The following is a 23,902-nucleotide window of genomic DNA, read 5'->3' as shown; positions in this document are numbered from 1 at the left end:
CCTCAGAGCACCGGGTCAGGGCGGACCCCACCGGGGGGCTGGAGCTGACAGGGGTGGACCGATGGGCCGCACTGGCCGATCGGCACGCGCCGTGTGAGGGTAAATGTGCGCGAAGGGTGTGACAACGGTCATAGCGGTCGGACAGAATCGGGCTAAGCCGCGCCGGCGGACTCCCGTGGACGTCCGGCAACCGGTGACGGCCGGAGCGGACCCGAGGTCCGCGCCGGAGACTCTCGCCGGGCCAAGGCATTGGGTGGTGGCATGACTTCTTACATCGTGGTCTTCGGCCTCATTGTGGTCGTGGTCCTCGTGGTCGTCCTCGTGGCCCTGGGTCTGCGGGCAAGCAGGGCGGGACGCGACGACGACGACTGGATGGACGACGAGCCGCAGCAGCCGCGCGGCCGCAGAGGAGTCCAGCAGCCGCACGACGAGATGGGCGGCCCCCCGGACGGCTACGGGTACAACGACGGTTACGAGGCCGGGTACGACAACGGCTACGACCGTCAGGGCATGCCCGAACCGGCCATCGACCGGCGCGTCGCCGGCGGTCCGCTCGCCGCCCCCACCGGCGGCCAGGCCCCGCCGCCTCCAGCCCCGAGCGCCCAGGCGTCGGACGAGATGGAGGACGACGACTACTGGGCGACGATCACCTTCGACAAGCCCAAGTTCCCTTGGCAGCACGACAACGACGGCGCCCGCGCGGACGTGGATCCCGCCGCCGACCCGCTGAACGTGCAGGCGCCCCCAGAGCAGGCACCGATGGAGCAGCCGCCGTTCGACCAGCCGGGAATGCCCCAGCCGAGCCTGACCCAGCCCGTGTCCATGAGCGCCGACGGCCCGATGCTCGGCGGCATGGCCAACGGCATGGGGGCCAACGGCATGAGCGGCAACGGCATGGGCGGCGGCCAGGTCGGCGGAACCGGCCCCCAGCAGATGCCCGCTCCCGGCGGCTTCCAGGGCGGCTCCCAGTTCACCGGGCAGGAGCCCGGCTCGACCTCGCACGACCCGATCCCCGCTGGCCTCGCCGGTCCCTCCGGACCCGGCGGGATCGGCGGCCCGGGCGGCCCCGGCATGCAGGGCGGTCCCGGCATGCAGCCGCCCTACGGCGGTCAGGAGCCGCAGCCCGCCTACGGTGCGGCCGACCACGGCCCCGGCGACCCGTCCTACGGCGGGCAGAGCCACGACCCGTACGGCGGAGGCGGCCAGAGCCAGGGCCAGGACCAGTACGGCGGCGGTCACGACCAGGGCTACGGCGACTACGGCTCCGACCCGCTGGGCAACCGTCCCGCCGCGGCGGCCGGTCCGCCGCCCGGAGGACGCCAGGACGGCTACGACATGGGCCTCGGCTCGTCCGCGCCGGGCGGCGGGACGCTCGGCGGCGACCCGCGCGTGTCCGACCCGCTCGGGCTGCCCCTCGGCCGTCCCGACGAGCCGTCCGCCCCGCCCGCTCCCCCGGCGCCCGCCGCTCCGGCCGCGCCCGCGGCGCAGGCGCACGGCGGCCCCGGCGGTTCCGGGACCGACACCGACGGCCACAAGCTCCCGACCGTGGACGAACTGCTCCAGCGCATCCAGAACGACCGGCAGCGGTCGGCGGGCAGCACGGCCTCGTCCGACATGGGCGGCTCCTACGGCGGCTCCCTGAACGACCCGCTCGGCGACCCGCTGGGCAGCGGCTCGTTCGGCTCCGCGGGCGGCGCGGGGGCGGGCGGCAACGGCAACACGGGCCCGTGGCCCAAGCCGGGCCAGTCCGGCGGGTACGACCCGGGGATCGGCGCGGGCGTCCCGTCCGGCGCCACGTCGGGGTACGACTCGGGCCTCGGCGGCGCGTCCGGATACGGGCAGGGCGGGCCCAACGACGGGTACCCGACGGCCCCGGCCTACGGCGACTCGCCCCGCTACGACGACCCGCTGAGCGGCGGCGGGCGCGAGCCGTTCGGCGCGCTCGGCGGCGCGGACGCCGGTTCCGGCGCGGCCCCGGGCGGCGCGGGCGGCGCGGGCGTCTACGGCGACTTCAGCGGCAGCAGCTACAACGGCAGCGGCGACCCGCTCACCCCGCCGCACGACCCGAACGCCACCCAGGCGTACGACCCCAACGCGACGCAGGCGTACGACCCCAACGCCACCCAGGCGTACGACCCGAACACGACGCAGGCGTACGGGTCGGGCGGGTACTACGGCGGCTCGCAGCAGGGCGGATACCAGCCGGGCGGGCAGCAGAACGACACCGGCCCGTACGGTTCCCGCCAGCCCGCCGACGACTGGGAGAACTACCGCCGCTGAGCGGAGAACGACACGCAGGACGAGGGCCGCCGGATCCGTCCGGCGGCCCTCGTCGTGTTCGCGGGTGGAGCACCGTCAATCCTGGTTATATACGTAGAGTGACTTCAAAGCCACTCAGTGTCTCCGTATTGCGGCGCGATCTCCTCTCGTCGTTCGTCGTGTTCCTCGTCGCGATCCCCCTGTCACTGGGCATCGCGGTCGCCTCCGGCGCCCCGGTCGCCGCGGGGCTGATCGCCGCCGTCGTCGGCGGGATCGTGGCCGGCCTGATCGGCGGGTCGCCGCTGCAGGTCAGCGGCCCGGCAGCCGGGCTGACCGTGATCGTCGCCGGGCTCGTGCAGACCTACGGCTGGCGCGCGACCTGCACGATCACCCTGCTCGGCGGGCTGCTGCAGCTCGCGCTCGGCGCCAGCCGCGTCGCCCGCACCGCGCTCGCCGTGTCCCCCGCCGTCGTGCACGGGATGCTCGCGGGCGTCGGCGTCGTCCTCGTCCTGGCGCAGGTGCACGTGGTGCTCGGCGGCAGCCCGCAGCACTCGGCGATCGACAACCTGCGCGAGCTGCCGGGCCAGATCGTCGACCCGCACACGCATCCCGCGCTGCTCGGGGCGCTGACGGTGCTCGTCCTGCTCGTCTGGTCCCGGCTGCCGCGCGACGGGTGGCTGCGGCTCGTGCCGGGCCCGCTGCCCGCCATCGCGCTCGCCACCGTGACCGCGTGGTCGCTCGGCTGGAACGCGCAGCGGGTGGAGCTGCCGGAGACCCTCCTCGGCGACTGGCAGGCCCCCGTCCTGCCGGACGGCTCGCTGCCCGCCGTCGTCGGCGCCGTCGTGTCGGTCGGGCTGGTCGCGGCCGTCGAGTCGCTGCTGTGCAGCGTGGCCATCGACCGTTCGCGTCCCGCCGGCGTCCCCCGCGCCGACCTCGACCGGGACCTGCTCGGCCAGGGCGCGGGCAACGCGGTGTCGGGGTTCCTCGGCGGGCTGCCGATCGCGGGCGTGATCGTCCGCAGCACGGCGAACGTGGACGCCGGCGCCCGCACCCGCTGGTCCACCGTCCTGCACGGGGTGTGGGTGCTGGTGCTGGCGCTGGCGTGCGGCCCGCTGATCGAGCAGGTGCCGCTGCCCGCGCTCGCGGCGCTGCTGGTCGTGCTCGGCGTCCGGCTGATGGACACCGCCCGCGTCCGTGACCTTCGTCACCACCGCGAGGCGCCCGCCTACTTCGCCACCCTCGTCGGCGTGGTCGTGCTCGGGCTCGGCGAGGGCGTGCTGCTCGGCATCGGGATCACGGCGGTGCTGGCGCTGCGGCGGCTGACCCGGCTGTCGGTCCGCTCGGAGCACCTCGTCCCGGCGCCGGAGGACGGGCCCGTCCCGCCCCGCACCCATGTGGTCGTCGAGGGGACGCTGACGTTCCTCGGCGTCCCGAAGGTGACGCGCCTTCTGCAGGACGTCCCGTCCGGCTCCCACGTCGACCTGGACCTCAACGTCGACTTCATGGACCATGCCGCGTTCGACGCCATCCACCAGTGGCGGCTGGCGCACGAACGGCAGGGCGGCAGGGTCGACATCGATGAGGTTCACGAGGCTTGGTATGAAAGAGCTGTGACAGGCGAAACGTCCCAACCGCGCAAGACGCCGCCGCCGACCCGCTGGTGGGCGCCCTGGGGCAACAGGCGGCGCAGCTCCGAGGCCGAGCTGGACGCGCCCGAGGTGTCCCCGGCCGCGGTGCTGCTGGACGGCGTCCGCGAGTACCACGGCCGCACCGCCCGCCTCGTCCGGCCGATCATGGCCGAGCTGGCGATGGAGCAGAAGCCCCAGCACCTGTTCATCACCTGCGTGGACTCCCGCATCGTGCCGAACATCATCACCGCCAGCGGGCCGGGCGACCTGTTCATCAACCGCAACGTCGGCGCCCTCGTCCCGAGGCACGGCTCCCGCACGCCGGACGACTCCGTCGCCGCGACCGTCGAGTACGCCGTCAACGTCCTCGACATCCGGACGATCACCGTCTGCGGCCACTCCAACTGCGGCGCGATGGCCGCGCTCCTCGCCGGCGGCACCGAGGTCGACCATCTGACCGGCCTGTCCCGCTGGCTCAAGCACGGCAACCACAGCCTCGCCCGCTTCCTCGCCGAGGAGCCGCCCGGGACGGACGAGTCGCCCCTCACCCGCCTCTGCAAGATCAACGTGATGCAGCAGCTCGACAACCTGCTCACCTACCCCTGGCTCCGGGACCGGGTCGAGTCCGGCGAGATCGAGCTGGTGGGCCTCTATCTGGACCTGCAGTCCGCCAACGTCGAGATCCTCGACCGCGGCACCGGCGCCTTCACGCCTGTCCCGGACAACCCCGTCCCGGACGGGCCCCCGCAGCCCCGGTCGCTCACCTGAAAACACAGCGTGGGTCGTCCCCCCGCAAGGACGACCCACGCGTCTCCACCGCGACCCAGCGCACCGGCAGGCGCCCCGCTCCGCTGGACCTCCGCCGCGGTCTTCGGTCAGCGGCTGATGAGCTCGCTGTCGCGGCGCGTGTAGTCGCGGACGTACATCCCCGACACCCGGCGCGCGCGCCGCGAGCGGCGGTCGGACGCCGGGAGGAACAGCGCGTCACGACGGCTGGCGCGCGAGAAGTCCCACAGGTACACGACACCGGCGAGTCCCCCGGCGAGCACGAGGGCCACGAACGCGATGACGAACATCAGCTCTCCTCTCCACGGAGCCCAGCACCCGGCTCCGCGTCGTCACCGATCAAGGCGATCAGCTCTTACCTGGACAGTAAGCGCGTCGTTTCATGTCATCTGTGTCGTGTGACCCGAACCTGTCGAGTCGTATGGCACTGCGAAGTTGCCTGCACGTCCCGCTCCCAGCGGGCGATTAGTGTGTCTCACAACCCCATGAAGGAGGCCGCGCGTGGCGGACGGATCCGTCTTCGACCCGGACATCGACGAATGGCTCAGGCAGCGCGTGCAGGCCGCGACGGCCGCGGACACGTCCGTCGAGGGCTTCCGGATCCATCTCCGGGCGGGCAACGAGCTGGCGCTCGGCCGCCTCCCCGATCCGCCGGTCGCCGCGGCTGAGCGCGACGTCGTCCTGGACACGGCCGGGGGCCCGGTGTCCGCCCGCGTGGTCGAGCCCGCGACCCGGCTCACCGACGCCACGATCCTGTTCTTCCACGGCGGCGGATGGGTCGCCGGCGACGAGCACACGCACGTCCAGTACTCGCGGCGGCTCGCCGTCGAGACCGGCTCGACGGTCGTCGGCGTCGGCTACCGTCTGGCGCCCGAGCACCCGTTCCCAGCGGCGTTCGACGACTGCCTGGCCGCGACGCTCCACGTCGCCGCCGCCACTCCCGGCCGGACGGCCGTCGCCGGCGACAGCGCGGGCGCCCAGCTCGCCGCCTCGGTCGCCCTCGCGTGCCGCGACCAGGGGATCCCGCTGGCCGCGCAGCTCCTGATCTCCCCGGTGACCGACGTCACGGGCGGCTACGCCGACCCGGACGTGAACGCCCGCTACCCATCGCGAACGGACCGGGCGGACGGCTACGGCCTCACCCTCGCCGCCATGCGCTGGTTCGCCGAGCAGTACGTCCCCGGCGACCGGGAAAGCTGGCAGGTGTCGCCACTGCGCGCCTCCGATTTGGCGGGCGTCGCACCGGCGTCCGTCCACACGGCGGGCTACGACCCGCTCCGCGACGAGGGCAACGCCTACGCCACAGCCCTGCGCGCCGCCGGCGTCCCAGTGATCCACCGCGAATGGCCCACCCTCAACCACAGCTACTTCGGCCTAGGCGGCGTCTCCCCAACAGCCGAACAAGCAGCCCACCAAGCCGCCTCAGACCTCCGCACCCTCCTCACCACCGGAGAGGCCGAGCCCCCCACTGAGCACACAGAGGGCGGACGAGTCGGCCTGTAAGCCGGGTTCTGTGCCTGCCGTCCCTTGGGGCGGCGGGTGGCGGCCATCCATCTCGGGCCGCCGTTGCCGGCGGCCTCCAGCGGTCTACCCGCAGGCTCGGGCGGGCAGCCCTCGGACGCCTGCGCGGAGCCTCGCGGCCCCTTCTTGACCTTGCTCCGGGTGGGGTTTACCGAGCCGCCCACGTCACCGTGGGCGCTGGTGAGCTCTTACCTCACCGTTTCACCCTTACCACCGGCGGACCGGCGGCGGTTTGCTTTCTGTGGCACTGTCCCGCGGGTCGCCCCGGGTCGGCGTTACCGACCACCCTGCCCTGTGGAGCCCGGACTTTCCTCGACGGGGATCGCTCCCCGACGCGGCCGCCCGGCCGGCTCGTCCGCCGTCCTTCAAGGGTAGTGGGTGCGCAAGTCACTCGCGCCCCCGCTTCATCACGGGAGGGTGGTCAGGGCCTCGTCCAGGCGGGACTGCGGGAGGGGGTGGTCCTCCATCTCGCCGGCGAGGAAGCGGTCGTAGGCGGCCATGTCCAGGTGGCCGTGGCCGCACAGGGCGGTGAGGATGACCTTGGGTTCGCCGGTCTCGACGCAGCGGCGGGCCTCCTCGACGGCGGCGGCGAGCGCGTGGGTCGGTTCGGGGGCCGGGACGATGCCCTCCGTGCGGGCGAACAGGAGGCCCGCCTCGAAGCATTCGCGCTGCGGTTTCGCCTCGGCCTCGAAGAGGCCCAGGTCGTAGATGTGGGAGAGGAGCGGGGCCATGCCGTGGTAGCGGAGGCCGCCCGCGTGGATGGGGTCGGGGACGAAGTCGTGCCCGAGCGTGTGCATCTTGAGCAGGGGCGTCAGGCCCGCGGTGTCGCCGAAGTCGTAGGCGTAGCGGCCGCGGGTGAAGGACGGGCACGCCTCGGGTTCCACGGCGCGGACGACCGGGTCCATGCGTCCGGCCAGCTTCTCGCGGAGGAACGGGAAGAACAGGCCCGCGAAGTTGGAGCCGCCGCCAGTGCAGCCCACGATCAGGTCCGGGACGTCGCCGACGGAGGCGAGCTGTTCGAGGGCCTCCTCGCCGATCACCGTCTGGTGCATCAGGACGTGATTGAGGACGCTGCCGAGCGCGTACCGGGTGTCCTCGGGCGCGGCTGACTCGACGGCCTCGCTGATCGCGATGCCGAGGGAGCCGGGCGAGTTGGGGTCGTCCGCGAGGATCTTCGCGCCGGACGCGGTGAGCGGCGACGGGCTGGCGTGCACCTTCGCCCCGTACAGCTGCATCATCGAGCGGCGGTACGGCTTCTGGTCGTAGGAGGCGCGCACCATCCAGACCTCGCAGTCGAGCGCGAACTGGGCGCAGGCGAAGGCGAGCGCGCTGCCCCACTGGCCGGCGCCGGTCTCGGTGGTGAGGCGGCGGACGCTCTGGCGCGCGTTGTAGTACGCCTGCGGGACGGCCGTGTTCGGCTTGTGCGACCCGACCGGGGACACGCCCTCGTACTTGACGTAGATGCGCGCGGGCGTGCCGAGGGTGCGTTCGAGGCGGTGCGCCCGGATCAGCGGCGTCGGGCGCCAGAGCCGGTACACCTCGCGGACGTCCTCGGGGATGTCGACGAACCGGTCGCCGGTGACCTCCTGCTCGATGAGGTCGGTTGGGAACAAGGGGGCTAGGTCGCCTGGGCCGAGCGGCTCGCGAGTTCCCGGGTGGAGGGGCGGTGGCGGCGGCGCGGGCAGGTCGGGGACGACGTTGTACCAGCGCCTCGGGAGCCTCGACTCGTCCAGCAGGATCTTCGTGGTCACGGTTCCTCCCCAGGTCACGGTGCCCTCTCGCGCAGCGTAAGCGGCCGGGGATCAGGATTCCAGGTGGTGGACGTCGTTGAACGCGCGCAGCGACGCGGGACCGTCGGCGTACCAGTCGATGGACGACAGCGCCGCCACGTCCAGGTGCATGCGGTAGAGGGACGTCATGGGCGCGCCCAAAGCGTCCTTTACCAGGAGTTTGATGGGCGTGACGTGCGAGACCACGAGGACGGTCTGCTCGCGGTAGCGGACCTTCAGCTTGTCCAGGGCCGTCCGGACGCGGCGGGACACCTGCGCGAAACTCTCCCCGCCGGGCGGTGCGACCTCCGGGTCGGCGAGCCACGCCTTCAGCTCGGCGGGCCACGCCTTGCCCGCCTCGTCGAACGTGAGCCCCTCCCATTCGCCGAAGTCGGTCTCGCGGAAGCCGTCCTCGACGCGGACGTCCAGGCCGGTGACGGCGGCGATCTCGGCGGCGGTGTCGCGGCAGCGGGACAGCGGGGACGTGACGATCGCGTCGAGCCCGCGGTCCTTGAGCGCGAGGGCGGCGGCGCGGGCCTGGGCGACGCCGTGCGCGGTGAGGGGGATCTCGCCCGTCCCGGCGAAGCGCTTCTCGGCCGACAGCGGCGTCTCGCCGTGCCGCAGGAGGATCGTGGTCGTCGGCGTGGCGGACGGCGGCGTCCAGGACGGCGGCGGCTCCGGCTCCCCCGGCGTCTCCTCGATCTTGCGGACCCACTGCTCGCCGCGGGCGGCGGCGTCCATGGCCTCGTTCGCGAGCCGGTCGGCGTGCGCGTTGCGGTTCCGCGGGATCCAGCCGTAGGAGACCGAGCCGAGGCCGTCCGCGACGTCGCGCGCCCGGAGCGCCAGCGGCACCATGTCCGGGTGCTTGATCTTCCAGCGGCCCGACATCTGCTCCACGACGAGCTTGGAGTCCATCCGGACCTCGACGCGCGCGGACGGGTCGAGCTGCGCGGCGGCCGTCAGCCCCGCGATCAGCCCCCGGTACTCGGCGACGTTGTTGGTCGCGTGCCCGATCGACTCGGCGACCTCGGCGAGGACCTCCCCGGTGAGCGCGTCGCGGACGAGCGCCCCGTACCCGGCCGGGCCGGGGTTCCCGCGCGACCCGCCGTCCGCCTCGACGACCAGCTTCCGCGAACTCACAGGCCCGACTCGGGTGTGCGGATGAGGATGCGGCGGCATTCCTCGCAGCGGACCACCTCGTCCTCGGCGGCGCTGCGGATGCGGTTCAGGTCGACGGTGTTCAGCGCCAGGTGGCAGCCCTGGCAGGCGCCGCGGAACAGCTTCGCCGCGCCGACGCCGCCGAACTGGCCGCGCAGCTTCTCGTAGAGGGCGAGCAGGTCGTCCGGGACGTCCTTGGCGACGGCGGTGCGCGCGGCGCTGGTCGTCCCGGCCTCCTCGTCGATCTCCCGCAGGGACGCGTCGCGGCGCTCGGTCAGCCCGGACAGCTCGTCCTGCGCGGCGGATCGGTCGGCGCGGAGCGCGGTGACCTTCCCCTCCGCCTCCTCGGTCCGCTCCATGATCTCCAGCACGACCTCCTCCAGGTCGGACTGGCGCCGCTGCAGCGACTCGATCTCCGCCTGCAGGCTGCCGAGGTCCTTGGCGGACGCCACCTGCCCGGAGTCGAGGCGCTTCTGGTCCCGGTCGGCGCGGGTGCGGACCTGGTCGACGTCCTGCTCGGCCTTCTTCTGCTCCCGCTCCAGGTCGCCGACCTCCGTCTCGGCCGCCACGATCGCGTCGCGCAGCCCGGTCAGCCGCCCCTCGAGGCGCTCGATCTCCGCGAGCTCGGGCAGCGTCCGGCGGCGGTGCGCCAGCCGGTCCAGCGCGGCGTCGAGGTCCTGCAGGTCGAGCAGGCGAAGCTGGGCTTGCGGTGCGGCTTTCACAGTGCTCCTTCGTCGTGGAGGCGCCACGCGTCGGTGACGAGCGTGGACACCCGGGTCTCCAACTTGCCCGCTTCGGGGGAGGCCGCGGCCAGGCGCCGTCCGGCGTCGGCGAGCCAGGGCCACTCCGTCGCCCAGTGCGCGGCGTCCACCAGGGCGGGTCCGCCGTGCTCGGCGAACTCCGACGCCGGGTGGTGGCGCAGGTCGGCGGTGAGGTACACGTCGACACCGGCGGCCCTCGCGGTGTCGAGCAGCGAGTCGCCCGCGCCCCCGCACACGGCGACCGTCCGGACGGGACGGTCCGGGTCGCCCGCCGCGCGGACGCCCCAGGCCGTCGACGGCAGCCCGGCGGCCACCCGTCCGGTGAACTCCCGCAGCGTGACGGGCGCGTCCAGCTCCCCGATCCGGCCGAGGCCGCGGCGGGGATCGTCATCGGCGGCCACCATCGGACGCAGGTCCCCGGCGAGGCCGACCGCCCGCGCCAGCGCGTCCGACACGCCGGGATCGGCCCGGTCGGCGTTGGTGTGCGCGGTGTGCAGCGCCACCCCGTTCCTGATCATCCGGTGGACGAGGCGTCCCTTCGGCGTGGTCGCGGCCACCGAGTGCACGCCGCGCAGCAGCAGCGGATGGTGCGTGACGACCAGGTCGGCGTTCCATTCCAGCGCCTCGTCGAGCACCGCGGCCACCGGATCGACGGCGAACAGGACCCGTCCGACCTCCTGGTCGGGGTCGCCGCAGACGAGCCCGACGGCGTCCCATGGCTCGGCCCACGCCGGCGGATAGAGATCCTCGAGAGCCGCGATGACATGGGAAAGACGCACGTCCCGCAGGCTACCGCGCCCAGCCTCCGCCAACGAGCGTCACTCGGGGGTGCCGGGGTCTGAAACGATGGGCCGGGGGCACCCCGACAGAGAGGAGTACGCCATGTCGGCTTCCGGCGCCGCCGCGGAACCGGAGCCCGCAGAGCCCACCGCAGAACGTCCGTACATGCCCGGCTACGGCATCCAGGGACCCGAACAGGGAAGCGGCCTGCTTCCGTGGTCCTGGGCCGTGGAACAGCTCATGGCGGCGCGGAACTTCTGGCTGTGCACCGTCCGGCCGGACGGACGCCCGCACGCCATGCCGGTGTGGGGCGCCTGGTCGGGTGAGGCACTGCTGTTCAGCAGCAGCGCCGCGTCCCGGAAGATGGTGAACCTGCGCGCCAACCCCCGGGTGACGGTCACCACGGAGGAGGCGGAGAACCCGGTCGTCATCGAAGGACTCGCGGAGGTGCTCACCGACAAGAGGGACCTGCAACGCTTCATCGACCTGGTCAATTCCAAGTACGCCACCCGATATCGTGTGGACTTCCTGGACCCAGAGGTGAACGCGACCGTCGCGGTGCGGCCACAGCAGGTGTTCGGGCTCCGCCAGGGAGACTTCACCGGATCTCCCACCCGGTGGTCGTTCGCGACCTGACTGCCTGCCGGGATCATTCTGGAGACTCACCGCGTTGGAGAGTGTGTGAAGCCACCCTTTCGCCGCCGCAAGCGCGTCAAAGGCCGCGCCATGGGCAACCGCCCCGAACCGGCCGAGCAGGAGACCGTCGAGTGGCCCCGTGACGGCACCGGCAAGTCGACCATGATGGGCGCCATCCGCGGTGACGGCAAGACGGGGGCGGGCTTCGGCGGCGGCATGTTCGAGGACCTCGCCTCCGTGTTCGAGGGCTCGAAGAAGATCAAGGTCGAGGAGCAGGAGCGGCAGAAGCTGCTCCGCAAGGACGACCACGAGCAGACGGGGGCGGGCAGCTCCCGCGACGACCTGGCCTCCGGCAAGATCCGCATCCGCCGCACCCCGCCGCCCGACTGAAAGTCTACTCGAACATTTGTTCGAGTCCGGGTTATCCTGCCATGGTGAGCACCTACGTTCCGCCCGGCTGGCCCTCGCAGGTGCATCCACCGGGCTCCGACCGATTCGAGGACACCGCCCTGGCCTGGTTGCTCGAGCTCGTCCCGCCCGAGTACCGCCGCTACGGCGTCCTGCGCCGCTACCCCATCGCCCTCGCCCGCATGGCCCGCCACCACGTCAGCGCGTCCGTCGAGGCGGCCCGGGAGGGCTTCCGCACCGCCCGGGTCGACCTCGGCGACGTCGTCCCGCCGCACGGCATCGAGTCCGTCCTGGACACCTACCGCCGCGAGGGCGCCCGCCTCGTCGCCCTCCTCCAGGGCATCGAGCTCGTCGAGACGGCCCTGCGCGGCCTCGCCGAACCGGACGACCCCGCCCATCGCCGCCCCTTCACCCCCAAGCTGTGACCGTCCCGTTGACGCTGAGTCGCGGCGTGCGCAAGCCTTGACCCGACGTTGACGGGAGGCGGAGCCCGGTGAGCACACCGCCTGGGTGGTACCCAGATCCGGAGTTGATGGGCCGCGAACGCTACTGGGACGGACAAACCTGGACAGACCAGTCCCGCCGCTACGAACCCCACTCCCGCCACCGCCGCCGCACCACCACCTCACCCCCTCCCCCACCCCCAGAACGCCCCTTCGCCCACACCGCCCCCACCCCACCCAGCCCAAGCACGCCGAAACGCCCACCACAAGCCGCCCCGCCTCGCACCACACCCCCCAACACCGACCCACCCCCCACGTCCGCCCCACCTCCGCCACGCCCCGCACAACACCCGTCCACCCCACCCGAAAACAGCACCCCGACATCCACGCCACCTGAGCCCGCGCCCCCTCAACCCGCTGCGCCTGCCCAGCCCGCATCACCCCAGTCCGCCAACGCACAGCCCGCACCTCCCCCGGTCCTACCACCTCAGGTCACACCGCATCGGCCGACAACACCCCCTCACCCCATGCCCCCACCTCAGGCCGCCCCGCCAGCTCAGGCCGAGTCGCCGCCTCAGGCCGGGTCGCCTCAGGCCGCGGTCCCACAGCCCGCACCGTCGCCTCGGGCCGCGCCACCTCAGCCTCCGGCGCCTCTAGCCGCGCGGCCTCAGCCGGTGCCACCTCAAGCCGCGCCGCCACAGCCCACATCGTCGCCTCGGGGCGCGCCGCCTCAGGCCGCGCCACCACCTCAGGCCGGCTCGCCACAGGCGGCGGCCCCACAGCCCGCACCGTTGCCTCGGGCCGCGCTATCTCAGCCTCCGACGCCTCTAGCCGCGCGGCCTCAGCCGGTGCCACCTCAAGCCGTGCCACCAGCTCAGGCCGGGGCGCTGCCTCAGGCTGGGTCGCCACAGGGCGCGGGCCCACAAGCCGCGCCGTGGCCTCGGGGCGCGTCGTCTCAGGGTGCGTCCTCGGAGGGCGCGGCGGGGGTGGTCTCGCCGCCTCAGAGTGATGCGGGTCTGGGGGCGGTGGGGCGTGGTGTGGCGGGTGATGTTGGCGGTCCGGCGGGTCGGGGGTTGTCTGCTGAGGGTGTGCCTTCGCAACCGGGGGCGGTGAATCAGGCTGTTCCCGGCTCGATGCCTCAGGAGGGGCGGTATTTGCCTCCGGGGCGGGCGGTGGACGTGCCGGAGCGTGGTCGGCGGCGGGTGGGGGTGGTGATCGGGGTGGTCTTGGTTTTTGAGGCTGTTCTTGTTTTCTTCCTCGCGGTCGGGCTGCACGTGGTTTGGCCTGTTTGGGGCGGGGGCGTGGCGGTTGGGTTTTGGACGGTTTCGTTGCTCGCCACTCTGGGTGCGCGGACGGCGTACGGGTATCGGGAGCCGACCGTGGAGGAACGAGGTCGGTTGGAGCAGCCTTGGCAGGACGTCCAGCGGCGTGCCGGGGGCGATGCGTATCGGCTGGTCGTTACGGAGTCGGACGCGTTGAACGCGTGCACGCCATTCGGGCGGTCCGTAGCCGTCACGTCCCATGCGGCGCGGTTGTTGCCTCCTGTCCGGCTGGAGGCGGTGCTTGCGCATGAGCTGGGGCATGCGGTCGGCTGGCAGGCCGGGGCGGCGTTCGTGCGTGCGCAGGTTTTGGTGCCGAGCCGGGTGTTGACGTGGGTGCTGCGCGCGCCGTGGTCACTGGTCGTTTCCATGTGGAAGCGGGCGGTCGCGTGGCATCGGCCTATTGGGTTCGTGCTGGCGTTGCTGGTCGCCGTTGGTGCGATGGCGGTCACGGTTGTCGTGGTGTTGCCTGCGGGGGTCGCGTTTGTGGTGGCTTCGGCTGGGCGGGTGGTCGCCGGGTGGTGGGAGGCTCGGGCGGACGCGGCCGGAGTTCGGATGGGGCTGGGCGCCGATCTGCTGGCGGCGGTCGAGCATCGGATCGAGGACGCCGATCGCGAGGAGCCGATGCCGATGCCGCTCGTCCGGCGGGCTCAGGGGCTGCGGCGGCGGCTCGGCTGAGCGGTCAGCTCTTGCCGCCGAAGAGGGGCGGCGGGCCGCCGCGACCGTGGGGTGGTGTTTCGGGTGTGCGGGGGCCTGTTTGGTAGCCGGGCGGCGGGCCCGGGTCGGTCGAGAGTGGTGTGCGTGGCGGGGGCGGTGCGGGCTGGGCGGCCCACTGCGATGCTGCCGGGACGGTCCATGGGGCGGGCTGGTCGGTCGTGTCCGGGGCGGGGAGGGCGGGCTGCTGCTGGACGGGTGGCACCTCCGGGAGGGGGCCGGTGGTGACGCGGTCGAGCGTGATGATGGACGGGTCGCACTCGACGGCCGTGAGGGTACGTCCCGCGCCGGGCGTCGACTCGACCAGCAGCAACGCGTGGTCGGGTAGGTGCTGGAGGGTGACGGGCTCGACGGCGTACTCGTACACGCGTTGCGTCGTGTCGGCGTCGCTCCAGTTGGTGCCCTGCGCGTAGGCGTAGGCGGCCGACCAGTTCCGGGACGTCGACGTGGCGGTCCCCTCGGTGTCGCTGCTGCTGGTGGAGCCGCCCCGGTTGCTGCCGCGCTGGTAGGACGCGGAGCGGTCGGGAAACAGTTCGCCGCCCGAGTGGCTGGTGCCTGACGAGCGGCTCGTCCCCCAGGTCCGGGACGTGCCCGTCGTGCGGCTCGTGCTCAGCGTCTCGGAGTCGGCCTCGCCCTCGGTGCCGGTGGACGTGTGCGACTCGTTCCCGCCGATGTTCTTGGTGATCTGCGACAGGACGAAGCGGTGGTCGCGTCCGATGAAGTCGGCGGCGCGGGTCGCGTCCTCGTGGTTGCCGAGCCGCATGAACGCGACGGCCCCGCCGCCGATCATCTCCGCGGACGTCTCGCGCAGCCGCCGGAACAGCAGGGTCAGCGGGACGCCGCGCCTTTCGCACGCGTCCGAGAGGCGTTCCAGGTGGCGGCGGGCCAGTTCGTCCGCGCCGGCGACGATGAGGGCGGGCGTCGAGTCCTGCGACGCGGTGATGCGGTGGGTGACCCATTGCACGATCAGGTCGGTGAGCAGCTCGGACCGGACGTTGCGGGCCTGGCTGTCCAGCGCGATGCAGGTCAGGTATCCCGCGCCCGTCTTCGCCGGCTCGGTGCCGAGGTTCTCCAGCGGGTGGACGTAGGACTCGATCCGCGACAGGTTCGCGTGCGCCTGGCGGCGGTACTCCACGGTGAACAGCTCGCTCGCGATGCGCCGCCGCTCGTCGCGCGTCAGGGCGTCCCCGTCGTCGGGTTCGCCCATCAGCGCGCGGAGCGCGGCCGCGATCCGGCCGAGGGTGACGTCGTCGCCGAGGGCGGCGCAGACCTTGGTCAGGATCCGGTCGTCCATGCTGCGTTCGGCGCGGGCGGCGTCGGGCGTGCCGCCGTGCATGGACTCGACGATCGCGTCCACGAGGTCCTGCGGCGACATGTCGGTCAGGAGGCTGGACGACGACTGGCGGCTCGGCAGGAGCTGCACGTCCACCCCCGTCCGGGCCTCCTGCGACAGCTCGACCAGTTCCCGGCTGACGACCTCCCGGGACAGGTCGAGCACCAGCAGCGGCTGGACGGCGAGTGTGGACGTCCCGTACGTGGTGAGCAGCGCTTCCCACGCCCAGAGCGTCCCGCCGAACACGTCCAGGCGGTGGGCGGGACGCCTGGCCGCGCCCCATTCGGGGAGGCCGTCCAGCCGCGCGCGTTCGGCTGACTCGTGCGCCTGCTTGCGTGCCTGCCACTGGCGGGCCTGGTCCTGGTAGCCGGTCGCGTGCTGACGCTGGGCCAGCTCGTGGGCCGCGCGGGCGTCCTGCCGCTGCCGGGCGGTCCATGACGTCAGCACCAGGCCCGGCGACGCGGCCATCGCGGCGAGGACGAGCGTCCCAAGGGGGACGGTGTTCGGGATCGTGAAGGCGACGGCCCCAATGCCGGCGGCCAGCACGAGGATCCCGGCGACGCCGAGGCTCAGGGGGAGGGTTCGGCTCCGGTGGCGCTGCGCGAGCCGCTCGGTCTCTGCGACACGGCGGGCCAGGTACTCAGGCAGCGGCCGCTGCCGGGGCGGGACCTCGGGGAAGGGGCGCAGGAACCACCAGCGGTCCCGGAACACCCAGCCGAGGCGTGGCTCGGGGCTGAAGAGCCGCTCGACGCGCGTCCGAAGCCCTCCGTGATCGACGGGTCCACCCCTCACGACGCTGAACTCCCGTCCTGTCTCGGATGCGCAAACCACCCAAGCAGATTGACAGGGGACTTGTCAGGCCGTCCGTCCTGCTTCGACCTTCCCAAGGGCCGTCTTGCTCAATAGCCTGACAGCCCATGACCCTGGATCTGGACGGGACCGCAGGCGACGTCGACCGTCCGGCCGCGCCCGAGCCGTCCTCGCAGAAGCCTGTGGAGGCGATGGATCGGCCGTTGTTCCCGACGGTGACAGACCATTCTGGGTATGCGTTCTGCGAGCGTGAATTCGCGTTCGCTGGGGTTTCTCCGGAACAGGTGTGGGACATGCGGACGCGTCGCGCTCCGCTCGGAATGCGTCCCGAGCAGTGGGACGAGTGCGTCGTCGAACTGCGCGCCGCGCTGGTGTACGACGGGTTCGGTGATGTCGAAGTCCGGCTTCAGGGGCCGAGTGCGCGGTTCTGCTCGCATGATCCGAGGAAATGGTTTCCGCAGACCGAGAGCCAATTGCGGGCCAAGGTCATCCAGCGTCACCGTGGAGCGTCGGACGATGAACGCCTGCGACGGGCGGACGACGCCGTCGCGAAGTACCGGGACGCGGGGTTCTCCCAGGAGCGGCCGAAGCCGATCACCGCTTTCTTCGACGGCATGTACGCGCTGGACGCCGCCGAGGAGCCGGACGGCTACGAATTCCAGATCACCGGCAGCACATGTGACCTGCAGCAAGGCGCTCCGGCGCTGCGCGGCTGGGTGCGGCGCTGGGAGGGCGCGACCGGCCGCGGGGTGTCGCTGTCCATTGCCGATCGCCATCATGCGGGCGCGGGTCTGCGCGAGGATGACTGGATGGTGATCGGGCCCGAGGACGAGAGGCGCGGCGAGAAATGACGCGGGTCGAGACGTATTTTTCGGTGGACGTCGAAGCGGACGGGCCGATTCCCGGGCCTTACTCGATGCTCAGTTTCGGGATGGCGGCCTGCGGGACGTTCGACGGCGCGGAGTTCACGCCGTCCGACCCGGCCGAACGCACTTTCTACGCCGAGCTGAAGCCGATCGGCGACGATTTCGTCCCGGAGGCGCTGGCGGTGAGCGGGCTGGATCGCGAGCAGCTCGCCCGCGAGGGTCTCGACCCGGCGAAGGCGATGGGCGACGCGGCGGCATGGGTGAAGGAGGTCGCGGGCAGCGCTCTGCCGGTTCTGGTGGCGTATCCGCTGGCCTACGACTGGATGTGGCTGTACTGGTATTGGATGCGGTTCACGTCGCGGTCGCCGTTCGGCCATTCGCGCCATCTCGACATCAAGACCCTTTACGCGGCGAAGGCCAAGGCGATGGTCGCTGAATCGACGAAGCGGCAGATGCCCGCCGCGCTGCTGTCGCGCCTTCCGCACACCCATAACGCGCTGGACGACGCGATAGAGCAGGCGGAGCTGTTCCAGAACCTGATGCGCTGGGACGGCTGACATGTGGGACGCCGTGCGCGGCCTGCCGGTCTGCCGCCTGCTGGAGGTGCCCCGTCCGGGCGAGGCGGCGGACGGCCGCGACGAGTGGCGGGACCAGCGGCTCGCCGCGCTCGTGTCGGCGTATCACGCGGGCGAGGAGCCGGTGCTGGTCGGCTGGCGGCGCGCGCAGCCGTTCGGTCCAACTGAGGTGTTCGTCGGCGGCGACGGACTCCTCGCCGACCATGACGGACGGTCGGCGACGCTCAGCCTCCCGGCCGGCGGACGCGGCGTGATGCTCCCGGACGGTATCGCCGAAGACTCGATGCCCCACTGGGTGAGCATCGGCGCCATCGCGGACGGCCTGCTCGCCGACGACGACACGCCAGACGAACCCGCAAGGCCGTCCCTGGAGGACGGTCTCCTCTCCGTATGGACGCAGCCGTTCGCCTGGATGCTGGTCGCCGAACCCGTGACCCTGGACGAGGCCGAGCGGCTCGCCGACGAGCTGGCCGTCCGGCAGCAGCGCGCCCAGTCGATGGCGGAGCTGTCGCCAGAGGAGTCGGTCGCGGCCGTCCGGCTGGAGCGGCGGCATCGCGAGCTGCGGCAGGCGGCGACGTCGGGGCTGTGGCGGGTGCATCTGATGGCGGGGGCGGAGACGCCGCGGGCGGCCGCGCGGGTCGCGGCGCTGGTGTGCGCGTCGGCCGATCTCGGCCGGTTGCCGTATGCGCTGGTCCCGGGCGCGCAGGGCCCGTTCGAGGCGAGCACGCAGCTGGTGGCGGCGGTGGCGCGGCCGCCCGTCCGGGAGGTCGCGGGGGTCCGGTTCGTGATGCGGCCCGAGTTCGACGTGACGCCCGAGTCGAGCGGCGCGGGCGTGGGGCTCGGACGGGTCCTCGACCGCAACCGCCGCGACGTCGGGCCGCTTTCGGTGCCGCTGTCCAGCCTCAACCGGCATACGTTCGTGTGCGGCGCGACCGGCGCGGGCAAGTCGCAGACCGTCCGGTCGCTGCTGGCTGAGGCGTCGCGGGTCGGGCTGCCGTGGCTGGTGGTCGAGCCCGCGAAGGCGGAGTACCGGCTGATGGCCGCGCGGCTCCCGGACGCGGAAGTGATCACGATCCGGCCGGGCGACACGGAGGCGATCGCCGCCGGGATCAACCCGCTCGAACCGGCGCGGGGCCCGGACGGGCGGCCGTTCCCGCTGCAGACCCACGCCGATCTCGTCCGGGCGCTGTTCCTCGCTGCGTTCGACGCCGACGAGCCATTCCCGCAGGTCCTGGCCGCGGCGCTGACCCGCTGCTACGAGCGGCTCGGCTGGGACCTCGCGCTCGGCGAGCCGTCCATCCTGGGGACGTCGCCGCGCTACCCGGCGCTCGCCGATCTCCAGGACGCCGCCGAGCAGGTCGTCGGCGAGATCGGCTACGGGCAGGAGATCACCGACAATGTGCGCGGGTTCATCCGGGTCCGGCTGTCCAGCCTCCGGCTCGGCACGACGGGGCGGTTCTTCGAGGGCGGCCATCCGATCGACTTCGACGAGCTGCTCGCGCGCAACGTCGTCCTGGAGATCGAGGACGTCGGCGACGACCGCGACAAGGCGTTCCTCATGGGAACGGTGCTGGTCAGGCTGGTCGAGCATCTGCGGATGCGGCAGCGGGCGGGCGCCGCGCCGGGGCTTCGCCACCTGAGCGTGTTCGAGGAGGCGCACCGGCTGCTGCGGCGGAGCGAGCAGGCGGGGCCGGCGGCCCATGCCGTCGAGACGTTCGCGAGCCTGCTCGCGGAGATCCGCGCGTACGGGGAGGGGCTGATCGTGGCGGAACAGATCCCGTCCAAGCTCGTCCCGGACGTGATCAAGAACACCGCCGTCAAGATCGTCCACCGGCTGCCCGCGAAGGACGACCGGGACGCGGTCGGCGCCACCATGAACATCACGGACGCGCAGTCGCAGTTCCTGGTGACGCTCACGCCCGGCGAGGGCGCCGTGTTCACCGACGGCATGGACTACCCGCACCTGATCCGCATGCCGGACGGTTCGCACCTGGAAAAGGCCCCTGCACTGGTGGCGTCCCCGCGCGCGCTTGTGAGCCCGCGGAGCAGCACCTGCGGGACGGACTGCCGCGACACCCCCTGCACCCTCCGCGACATGCGCACAGCCCAGCGCGTGGTGGCCGACCGTCCCGAGCTGGTCCTGTGGGCGGAGCTGGCGGCGGCCGCCCATCTGTCCGGCTGGGGCCCGCCGCGACTGAACGTCCCGGTGCTGGACGACCTGCCTCCGCGCCTCCGCGACTGCGCCATATCCCACGCGGTCGACGCCGCCGTCGCGACCCGTCGCGCGCCCGCACAGCTCGCCGACCACCTCACGGTCATCTTTCACGAACGCCACTGCGCGAACGACGAGACGGAATACTTCGCCGTCCCATATCGGTGGTGCCTCGTCCTAGAGGAACTCCAGCAAGCGCACCATGCGGTGCCTGGCGCGGGCAGGCATCCGCGTAGCGGAGAATGGGCGTCTCTCTACAGGAGAACCATTCCGGGTGACACTCTCGCCGACCAGCTCAGTCACGTCGCCACCTGGTGGGAACGCGACCAGCGTGACCTGAACACCCGCAACATCGCACTCTGGGGTGGGACCCCGTCGGCTATCGAAACCGCAGTTGGCGCACTCCGTACCGACACTGATTGGCCTCAGCGCCTGCGTGAGGCGACCTCCGACTTCGCCAACGTGGACGGCCTTCTTCACAACTTCTTCACAACACCGGAGGCCGAGACTCGTGCATGATGTCAATCATGGGGGTTTTGGAGCAGGTGGCACCGAATCTGGTAGACGTTCTGCGGCGTGACGCCTGGTGGATGGGCTGGAACACCCTTCTGGCCTGGATCCCGGTGGCACTGGCCTGGGTGCTCTTCCGCGGCCGGCAGCTCTCCCGCTCGCCGTTCTGGTGGGCGGGACTAGTCCTTTTCGTGCTCTTCTTGCCGAACGCGCCGTACGTCGTGACGGACCTGGTCCATCTCCGCGGCGACATCATGATGGCCGACCGCGGCGGGCCCGTCGTGACCGTGATCCTGCCCGTCTACGCGCTGCTCATCGGCTCCGGGTTCCTGGCCTACTACCTGGCCCTGGGCGCCGCGCTCCGGCACCTGGCACGCCTCGGCTTCGGCGCCTGGCAGGGCCGCGTCACGATCGCCGCGCACGCCGTCTGCGCCGTCGGCGTCTTCCTCGGCCGCTGGGCCCGGCTCAACAGCTGGGAGCCGGTCGTCGACCCGCACGCCACGATCGAGCGGATCGTCGTCCAGCTGACCTGGGCCTGGGCGCCGGTGCTGATCGTCGGGACGTTCATGGTCACGTGGCTGTGCCACTTCATGACCAAGGCCATCGCCGAGGCGTCGTTCGACGCCACCGTGAAGGGCGCCCGCCGCCTCCGCGCGACGCTCACGTCCTGAACGTCCTGAACGTCCTGAACGAGACCGCCGCCCCTCGGAGCGAGGGGCGGCGGATGCTGGTCACGACTGTCCGGAGGGCGGTCCGGGGGGCTGCTGGCCCCACTGCTGCTGGCCGGGCGGGGGCCCGGCCTGCTGCTGCGGGGCTTGCTGCTGCTGGGGCTGGTACTGCTGCTGGGCCTGCTGCCCGTACGCGTATCCCGGAGCTTGCCCCGGGATAGGCGGCGGGTCAGTTTTCGCACCGGCCGCGAACTGCCAGCCGAGCCCGACGAGAATCAGCGACAGACCGGCGAGGGTGAAGTTGAGCATCGTCGCCAGCTGCAGCTGGATCTCGCCCTTGTCGGCATCGGCTTCGTCCGCCTTCGCGCCCGCGGCCAGGCTGAAGATGAGCGCGAGCCCCACGAGCAGGAGGCCGACGCTGAAGAAAAGGACGAAAATAGGGCTGATCTTCTTCCCTGACATGCCGTGCACAATACTGAGAAACGGCCTGTTTCGGGGGTCAGGCGGCGTAGTTGCGGACGAGGCGGAGCGCGTCCGCGGCGTGCGGGCCTTCGGCGGCGAGACCGGTCTCCTCCGGCCTGAGCCTGCGGGCGCCGACGCGGCAGAACTCCGCGGCCCGGCCGGTGATTTTCGTGGGGGCGGCAGGGTCGCCGAACGTCCAGCGCGTGCCGTCCGGAGCGGTGAGGTCGCAGAAGACGGGGACGTCCGGGAGGCCGTCGAGGGCGAGGGCGTACGGCAGCGTCCGGTGCGCCAGCCACGCGACGTGACGGATCCGGGCGGTGTCGGGGTACGGGATGCCCAGCGGGACGGTGACGTCCTGCGCGTGGGCCCAGTGCTCGGCGAGCCTGGTGGTCGCCAGCGTGCGCGGCGACAGCGACGTCCGCACCCAGGACAGACGCGTGCCCGGAGGGTGGCCGCGCAGGATCTCGGGGGTCGCGAACGCGGCCTTGCGCCAGCGCGCCAGCAGCCCGGCGGGCGGCGCCCCTCGCTCGGCGGCGACCATCGCGTCGGCGACGCCGTCAACGGTGTTCCCCCCGTCCGCCGACAGGAAGGCCGTCCCCTCCCCGATGGACGGGTCGACGATCACCTCCTCGGTCTGCGCGAGGTGCAGGACGACGTCGGAGACGCTCCAGCCCTCGGCGCCGGACGGCATGGCCCACTGCGCCGGGTTCAGCGCCTCCAGAATGGCGTCCAGCTGGCGATACTCCGCGGCGAGATCATCGAAAATGTCCACCATTCCGCCACCATACCGAATCTGGTTCTGTTCCGCTTTCCCGCGCGAGTACCTGATCTTGTCAACGGCCGTCAACCGGACTTGCCGGTTCAAGACACATCCGGCCGGCGATCCGGAACCGTGTTGTAGCGTCCCGTCGAACACCCCGCGCATCGCTCCCACGTCGGCAGAAGGGGACCCTGCCCATGCATGCGCTCAGACGTTTCAAACTCTCGACACTCGGTGTCGCAGCCCTGATCGTCCTGGCCGTCGCCGCCCTGCCCGCGGCGACCGCCGGGGCCGACGAGGAGACGGCGCCGAAGGCCGCGTCCGCCCTGGCCTCCGGGGCGTACTTCAACCGGCTCGGCCAGCCCGACGACAACCTGGTGGACCATCTCGTCGACCTCATCAACGGCACCCCGGACGGCGAGCGGATCGCCGGGGCCACCTACCACTTCGACGAGCCCCGCGTCACCGACGCCCTCATCAAGGCCAACAAAGAACGTGACGTGACGGTCGTCCTCATCACCGACTACAACGCCTACGAGGACGAGCCCGAGGTCAAGCGGCTCAAGAACGCGGTCGAGGGCCAGGGCAACAATTCCTTCGTGGTCCGCTGCCCGGCGCGAGGCTCCAGTACCGCCTGCATCGGCACCGGGGCCATGCACAACAAGTTCTTCCTTTTCTCGGAGACCAGCGGCAGCAAATGGGTCGTGTCGACGACGTCGGCGAACCTCAACGTAGGTTCGGGACGGAACCTGTTCAACAGCACCTACACCCACGTCGGCAACGAGGGCCTGTACGAACAGTACGGCGCCTACTTCAACGACCTCGGACTCGCCGTCCAGGACGCCAAGTACTACGAGAACAACCCGCCGCAGATCACCGGCAACACCAAGAGCTATTTCTACCCGCGCGGTGAGGGCGACACCGTCACCAGCACCCTGAAGGAAACCGCCTGCCCCGGAATGGTCCAGGTCGGGATGTGGTCCATCAGCCGCGGCTCCCCCACCGAGGAACTGCGCAGGCTCGCCGACGACGGCTGCACCATCCGCATCGTCGCCCACCACATCTACGACCAGGCCTGCGAGAACCTCACCAAGCCCGGCCACGGGACGATCACCCTCTACGGCTTCAAGGAAGGCAAGCCGTACATCCACGCGAAGAACATTCTCATCAACGCCACCTACACCGGTGAACCGCACCAGGTCGTGTTCACCGGCAGCGCCAACCTCAACACTCCGTCGCTGCGCGACAACGACGAGAACGTCCTCCGGATCATGGACGAGCCGCGCACCTACGAGGCGTTCCACCGCAACTTCGACGCCATGATCAACGAGGCCGACTACAAGGTGACCACCGAGAAGGAATGCAAGGAACTGTTCAACGGCCAGGAGAGCTAGCGAGCGACTGGACGCGGCGGGGGCGCTGAAAGGATCGGCGCCCCCCGCCGCCCTTCGTCTGAGGCGCGCCCTCGTCCGACCTGGCCGAACGCCCCGCGGAACCGCTCCGGGATACGGCCGCTTCTACGGG

At 71.9% G+C, this 23,902-nt stretch carries 19 protein-coding genes, 1 other RNA gene and 2 pseudogenes; 13 read left to right on the top strand and 9 right to left on the bottom strand.

Features of this window, described 5'->3' with window-relative positions; translation table 11 throughout:
* Positions 1-261: 261 nt before the first annotated feature.
* Positions 262-2,280, top strand: a complete 2,019-nt coding sequence (locus tag ACH35V_RS24630) for a hypothetical protein (protein WP_395975323.1) — start codon at positions 262-264, stop codon at positions 2,278-2,280.
* Positions 2,281-2,408: 128 nt separating this feature from the next.
* Positions 2,409-4,655 (top strand): SulP family inorganic anion transporter, encoded by a 2,247-nt coding sequence (locus ACH35V_RS24625; RefSeq protein WP_395975322.1) that lies wholly within the window; start codon positions 2,409-2,411, stop codon positions 4,653-4,655.
* Positions 4,656-4,762: 107 nt separating this feature from the next.
* On the opposite strand, the gene ACH35V_RS24620 is transcribed toward ACH35V_RS24625, so the two are convergent.
* Positions 4,763-4,963 carry a hypothetical protein gene (locus tag ACH35V_RS24620; protein ID WP_395975321.1) on the bottom strand — a complete coding sequence of 67 codons (201 nt, stop codon included), beginning with the start codon at positions 4,961-4,963 and terminating at the stop codon, positions 4,763-4,765.
* Between the two features lie 211 nt (positions 4,964-5,174).
* Between ACH35V_RS24620 and ACH35V_RS24615 the strand changes: the two are divergent.
* Positions 5,175-5,984: pseudogene (locus tag ACH35V_RS24615) on the top strand (alpha/beta hydrolase); the annotation flags it as partial.
* Positions 5,985-6,157: 173 nt separating this feature from the next.
* Here the strand turns inward: ACH35V_RS24615 and rnpB are convergent.
* The 5 genes from rnpB to ACH35V_RS24590 all read right to left on the bottom strand — a co-directional run bounded on the left by rnpB (position 6,158) and on the right by ACH35V_RS24590 (position 10,661).
* An RNA gene (gene rnpB, locus ACH35V_RS24610) (RNase P RNA component class A) lies at positions 6,158-6,548 on the bottom strand.
* Positions 6,549-6,601: 53 nt separating this feature from the next.
* Positions 6,602-7,945 (bottom strand): TrpB-like pyridoxal phosphate-dependent enzyme, encoded by a 1,344-nt coding sequence (locus tag ACH35V_RS24605; protein WP_395975320.1) that lies wholly within the window; start codon positions 7,943-7,945, stop codon positions 6,602-6,604.
* A 51-nt stretch (positions 7,946-7,996) separates the two neighbouring features.
* Positions 7,997-9,103 (bottom strand): bifunctional RNase H/acid phosphatase, encoded by a 1,107-nt coding sequence (locus ACH35V_RS24600; protein WP_395975319.1) that lies wholly within the window; start codon positions 9,101-9,103, stop codon positions 7,997-7,999.
* Positions 9,100-9,843 carry a zinc ribbon domain-containing protein gene (locus ACH35V_RS24595; protein WP_395975318.1) on the bottom strand — a complete coding sequence of 248 codons (744 nt, stop codon included), beginning with the start codon at positions 9,841-9,843 and terminating at the stop codon, positions 9,100-9,102. Before ACH35V_RS24595 ends, ACH35V_RS24600 begins: the two co-directional genes overlap by 4 nt.
* Positions 9,840-10,661 (bottom strand): Nif3-like dinuclear metal center hexameric protein, encoded by an 822-nt coding sequence (locus tag ACH35V_RS24590; RefSeq protein WP_395975317.1) that lies wholly within the window; start codon positions 10,659-10,661, stop codon positions 9,840-9,842. Before ACH35V_RS24590 ends, ACH35V_RS24595 begins: the two co-directional genes overlap by 4 nt.
* A 103-nt stretch (positions 10,662-10,764) precedes the next feature.
* On the opposite strand from ACH35V_RS24590, the gene ACH35V_RS24585 reads away from it, so the two are divergent.
* From ACH35V_RS24585 to ACH35V_RS24565, 5 genes and pseudogenes are all read left to right on the top strand, one after another.
* A complete protein-coding gene (locus ACH35V_RS24585; protein ID WP_395975316.1) occupies positions 10,765-11,298 on the top strand; it encodes a pyridoxamine 5'-phosphate oxidase family protein in 534 nt (177 codons plus the stop codon).
* 45 nt (positions 11,299-11,343) lie between these two features.
* Positions 11,344-11,688 carry a DUF6191 domain-containing protein gene (locus tag ACH35V_RS24580; protein WP_395975315.1) on the top strand — a complete coding sequence of 115 codons (345 nt, stop codon included), beginning with the start codon at positions 11,344-11,346 and terminating at the stop codon, positions 11,686-11,688.
* A 41-nt stretch (positions 11,689-11,729) separates the two neighbouring features.
* The gene (locus tag ACH35V_RS24575; protein WP_395975314.1) at positions 11,730-12,131 is read left to right on the top strand and encodes a hypothetical protein; all 402 of its coding nucleotides are present in this window, start codon (positions 11,730-11,732) and stop codon (positions 12,129-12,131) included.
* 68 nt (positions 12,132-12,199) lie between these two features.
* Positions 12,200-12,292: pseudogene (locus ACH35V_RS24570) on the top strand (DUF2510 domain-containing protein); the annotation flags it as partial.
* Positions 12,293-13,360: 1,068 nt separating this feature from the next.
* Positions 13,361-14,146 carry a M48 family metalloprotease gene (locus tag ACH35V_RS24565; protein ID WP_395975728.1) on the top strand — a complete coding sequence of 262 codons (786 nt, stop codon included), beginning with the start codon at positions 13,361-13,363 and terminating at the stop codon, positions 14,144-14,146.
* Positions 14,147-14,150: 4 nt separating this feature from the next.
* On the opposite strand, the gene ACH35V_RS24560 is transcribed toward ACH35V_RS24565, so the two are convergent.
* Positions 14,151-16,307 carry a hypothetical protein gene (locus tag ACH35V_RS24560; RefSeq protein ID WP_395975313.1) on the bottom strand — a complete coding sequence of 719 codons (2,157 nt, stop codon included), beginning with the start codon at positions 16,305-16,307 and terminating at the stop codon, positions 14,151-14,153.
* Positions 16,308-16,432: 125 nt separating this feature from the next.
* Between ACH35V_RS24560 and ACH35V_RS24555 the strand changes: the two genes are divergently transcribed.
* Genes ACH35V_RS24555 through ACH35V_RS24540 form a run of 4 tightly spaced genes read left to right on the top strand, consistent with a single transcriptional unit; the run spans position 16,433 to position 21,159 of the window.
* Positions 16,433-17,176 (top strand): hypothetical protein, encoded by a 744-nt coding sequence (locus tag ACH35V_RS24555; RefSeq protein ID WP_395975312.1) that lies wholly within the window; start codon positions 16,433-16,435, stop codon positions 17,174-17,176.
* On the top strand, positions 17,173-17,748 hold the full coding sequence (locus tag ACH35V_RS24550; protein WP_395975311.1) for a 3'-5' exoribonuclease domain-containing protein: 576 nt from the start codon (positions 17,173-17,175) through the stop codon (positions 17,746-17,748). The genes ACH35V_RS24555 and ACH35V_RS24550 overlap by 4 nt, the downstream gene beginning before the upstream one ends.
* A gap of 1 nt (position 17,749) precedes the next feature.
* The gene (locus tag ACH35V_RS24545) at positions 17,750-20,497 is read left to right on the top strand and encodes an ATP-binding protein (protein WP_395975310.1); all 2,748 of its coding nucleotides are present in this window, start codon (positions 17,750-17,752) and stop codon (positions 20,495-20,497) included.
* Between the two features lie 8 nt (positions 20,498-20,505).
* Positions 20,506-21,159 carry a DUF1361 domain-containing protein gene (locus ACH35V_RS24540; protein WP_395975309.1) on the top strand — a complete coding sequence of 218 codons (654 nt, stop codon included), beginning with the start codon at positions 20,506-20,508 and terminating at the stop codon, positions 21,157-21,159.
* Positions 21,160-21,219: 60 nt separating this feature from the next.
* Here the strand turns inward: ACH35V_RS24540 and ACH35V_RS24535 are convergent, their stop codons facing one another.
* Both ACH35V_RS24535 and ACH35V_RS24530 read right to left on the bottom strand, forming a co-directional pair.
* Complete coding sequence (locus ACH35V_RS24535) at positions 21,220-21,618, bottom strand: hypothetical protein (RefSeq protein WP_395975308.1); 399 nt, start codon at positions 21,616-21,618, stop codon at positions 21,220-21,222.
* Between the two features lie 37 nt (positions 21,619-21,655).
* Positions 21,656-22,393: a maleylpyruvate isomerase family mycothiol-dependent enzyme gene (locus tag ACH35V_RS24530; protein WP_395975307.1), complete on the bottom strand. Its 738-nt coding sequence runs from the start codon at positions 22,391-22,393 to the stop codon at positions 21,656-21,658.
* Positions 22,394-22,575: 182 nt separating this feature from the next.
* On the opposite strand from ACH35V_RS24530, the gene ACH35V_RS24525 reads away from it, so the two are divergent.
* Positions 22,576-23,772, top strand: coding sequence for a phosphatidylserine/phosphatidylglycerophosphate/cardiolipin synthase family protein (locus tag ACH35V_RS24525; RefSeq protein ID WP_395975306.1), 1,197 nt, complete (start codon positions 22,576-22,578; stop codon positions 23,770-23,772).
* The last annotated feature ends 130 nt before the right edge of the window (positions 23,773-23,902 follow it).

It is taken from the genome of Actinomadura sp. 1N219 (genome assembly GCF_044326405.1).
GTDB lineage: Bacteria > Actinomycetota > Actinomycetes > Streptosporangiales > Streptosporangiaceae > Spirillospora.
The sequence above is the reverse complement of the archived record's forward strand: the minus strand, read 5'-3'. Positions and strand labels throughout refer to the sequence as shown.

Bases quoted from the DNA above. Each gene is read 5' to 3' on its own strand.
- ACH35V_RS24630 (WP_395975323.1), top strand. From the start codon at position 262: ATGACTTCTTACATCGTGGTCTTCGGCCTCATTGTGGTCGTGGTCCTC.
- ACH35V_RS24530 (WP_395975307.1), bottom strand. From the start codon at position 22,393: ATGGTGGACATTTTCGATGATCTCGCCGCGGAGTATCGCCAGCTGGAC.
- ACH35V_RS24545 (WP_395975310.1), top strand. From the start codon at position 17,750: ATGTGGGACGCCGTGCGCGGCCTGCCGGTCTGCCGCCTGCTGGAGGTG.
- ACH35V_RS24550 (WP_395975311.1), top strand. From the start codon at position 17,173: ATGACGCGGGTCGAGACGTATTTTTCGGTGGACGTCGAAGCGGACGGG.
- ACH35V_RS24585 (WP_395975316.1), top strand. From the start codon at position 10,765: ATGTCGGCTTCCGGCGCCGCCGCGGAACCGGAGCCCGCAGAGCCCACC.
- ACH35V_RS24525 (WP_395975306.1), top strand. From the start codon at position 22,576: ATGCATGCGCTCAGACGTTTCAAACTCTCGACACTCGGTGTCGCAGCC.
- ACH35V_RS24620 (WP_395975321.1), bottom strand. From the start codon at position 4,963: ATGTTCGTCATCGCGTTCGTGGCCCTCGTGCTCGCCGGGGGACTCGCC.
- ACH35V_RS24535 (WP_395975308.1), bottom strand. From the start codon at position 21,618: ATGTCAGGGAAGAAGATCAGCCCTATTTTCGTCCTTTTCTTCAGCGTC.
- ACH35V_RS24575 (WP_395975314.1), top strand. From the start codon at position 11,730: ATGGTGAGCACCTACGTTCCGCCCGGCTGGCCCTCGCAGGTGCATCCA.
- ACH35V_RS24540 (WP_395975309.1), top strand. From the start codon at position 20,506: ATGGGGGTTTTGGAGCAGGTGGCACCGAATCTGGTAGACGTTCTGCGG.
- ACH35V_RS24555 (WP_395975312.1), top strand. From the start codon at position 16,433: ATGACCCTGGATCTGGACGGGACCGCAGGCGACGTCGACCGTCCGGCC.